This is a genomic window from Loktanella sp. SALINAS62 (assembly GCF_018263905.1).
Classification (GTDB): domain Bacteria; phylum Pseudomonadota; class Alphaproteobacteria; order Rhodobacterales; family Rhodobacteraceae; genus Loktanella.
In genome coordinates this window covers 1-2,500 of sequence record NZ_JAAFZU010000035.1, presented here as the reverse complement: position 1 = coordinate 2,500, position 2,500 = coordinate 1, and the positions used below count along the sequence as shown (strand labels likewise).

The 2,500-nt window shown below is 53.9% G+C and carries 1 tRNA gene and 2 rRNA genes (1 of these 3 cut by a window edge); all 3 read left to right on the top strand.

What is annotated here, in order from left to right:
* A 23S ribosomal RNA gene (locus tag GZH79_RS13110) occupies nucleotides 1-2,052 on the top strand (it extends 779 nt beyond the left edge of the window).
* A 180-nt stretch (nucleotides 2,053-2,232) separates the two neighbouring features.
* Nucleotides 2,233-2,347: ribosomal RNA gene (rrf, locus tag GZH79_RS13105) — 5S ribosomal RNA — on the top strand.
* A gap of 70 nt (nucleotides 2,348-2,417) precedes the next feature.
* Nucleotides 2,418-2,494: transfer RNA gene (locus GZH79_RS13100), tRNA-Met, on the top strand.
* Nucleotides 2,495-2,500: the final 6 nt, after the last annotated feature.

Below are 2,500 nucleotides of genomic sequence, written 5' to 3'. Positions count from 1 at the left end.
CGGGATGAGGTGTGCCTAGGGGTGAAAGGCCAATCAAACTCGGAGATAGCTGGTTCTCTGCGAAATCTATTTAGGTAGAGCGTCATCCGAATACCCTCGGGGGTAGAGCACTGGATGGGTAATGGGGCCTTACCGGCTTACTGATCCTAACCAAACTCCGAATACCGAGGAGTACTAGATGGCAGACACACGGCGGGTGCTAACGTCCGTCGTGAAGAGGGAAACAACCCTGACCTACGACTAAGGCCCCTAATTCATGGCTAAGTGGGAAAGCAGGTGAGACGGCCAAAACAACCAGGAGGTTGGCTTAGAAGCAGCCATCCTTTAAAGATAGCGTAACAGCTCACTGGTCTAAATAAGCTGTCTTGCGGCGAAGATGTAACGGGGCTCAAGCCATGAGCCGAAGTCTAGGGTGTGCGTAAGCACGCGGTAGCAGAGCGTAGTGTGACATAGTTTCCTGTCTCCTTGTCCGGTTCGCCGGTATTGGAGACGCGAAGCTTTCGATGAAGCCCGGGCGTGAGCCATCGGGTGGAGAGATCACTAGTGAGAATGATGACATGAGTAGCGACAAAGGGAGTGAGAGACTCCCTCGCCGAAAGTCCAAGGGTTCCTGCTTAAAGCTAATCTGAGCAGGGTAAGCCGACCCCTAAGGCGAGGCCGAAAGGCGTAGTCGATGGGAACCAGGTTAATATTCCTGGGCCGTGGAGTGGTGACGGATCTGAGACGTAGTTCATCCTTATCGGATTGAATGGGCTGCTAACAGGTCCCTGGAAATAGCCCTCCTTTAAGATCGTACCCTAAACCGACACAGGTGGACTGGTAGAGAATACCAAGGCGCTTGAGAGAACCACATTTAAGGAACTCGGCAAAATACCTCCGTAAGTTCGCGAGAAGGAGGCCCGGTTTTTACGCAAGTAGAGGCCGGGGGCACAAACCAGGGGGTGGCGACTGTTTACTAAAAACACAGGGCTCTGCGAAGTCGTAAGACGACGTATAGGGTCTGACGCCTGCCCGGTGCCTGAAGGTTAAAAGGAGGAGTGCAAGCTCCGAATTGAAGCCCAGGTAAACGGCGGCCGTAACTATAACGGTCCTAAGGTAGCGAAATTCCTTGTCGGGTAAGTTCCGACCTGCACGAATGGCGTAACGACTTCCCCGCTGTCTCAAATGTGGACTCAGCGAAATTGAATTTCCTGTCAAGATGCAGGATACCCGCGGTTAGACGGAAAGACCCCATGCACCTTTACTACAGCTTCACACTGGCATCAGGTACAGCATGTGCAGGATAGGTGGTAGGCTTTGAAGCGGGGACGCCAGTCCTCGTGGAGCCTCCCTTGAGATACCACCCTTGCTCTGCTTGATGTCTAACCGCGGTCCGTTATCCGGATCCGGGACCCTGTGTGGTGGGTAGTTTGACTGGGGCGGTCGCCTCCTAAATTGTAACGGAGGCGCGCGAAGGTTGGCTCAGAGCGGTCGGAAATCGCTCGTTGAGTGCAATGGCAGAAGCCAGCCTGACTGCGAGACTGACAAGTCGAGCAGAGTCGAAAGACGGCCATAGTGATCCGGTGGTCCCGAGTGGAAGGGCCATCGCTCAACGGATAAAAGGTACGCTGGGGATAACAGGCTGATGGTGCCCAAGAGTCCATATCGACGGCACCGTTTGGCACCTCGATGTCGGCTCATCTCATCCTGGGGCTGGAGCAGGTCCCAAGGGTACGGCTGTTCGCCGTTTAAAGAGGTACGTGAGCTGGGTTTAGAACGTCGTGAGACAGTTCGGTCCCTATCTTCCGTGGGTGTAGGATACTTGAGAGGAGTTGCCCCTAGTACGAGAGGACCGGGGTGAACGATCCACTGGTGGACCTGTTGTCGTGCCAACGGCAGTGCAGGGTAGCTATGATCGGACAGGATAACCGCTGAAGGCATCTAAGCGGGAAGCCCCCCTCAAAACAAGGTATCCCTGAGGACCGAGGTAGACCACCTCGTCGATAGGCCAGAGATGTAAGCGCAGCAATGTGTTCAGTTGACTGGTACTAATGGTCCGATAGGCTTGATTTGATCCAGTAGAAGCCATGCTTCTGCGACGTCAGATCAGAATACATACACACACAACATTAGCCGTACATTGGCTTGGAACATCGGTCCGCGTGAAAACGCGGACCGCTGATGTCAGATCATGCCCCAAACGGGGCACGGTCGCACCAGACACGCAAAAACGTGTCCGGTGTGTTTCTTCGGTGTGGTGATCATAGCGTGAGCAAAACACCCGATCCCATCCCGAACTCGGCCGTTAAGTGCCACTGCGCTGATGGTACTGCGTCTTAAGACGTGGGAGAGTAAGTCATCGCCACACCTAAGAAACACACCAATCGTATCTCTCAACGGTAAAGTCAAAAGATCAGTCAAATCAGACAGATCAATATCGCGGGATGGAGCAGCCCGGTAGCTCGTCAGGCTCATAACCTGAAGGTCGTAGGTTCAAATCCTACTCCCGCAACCAACTTCC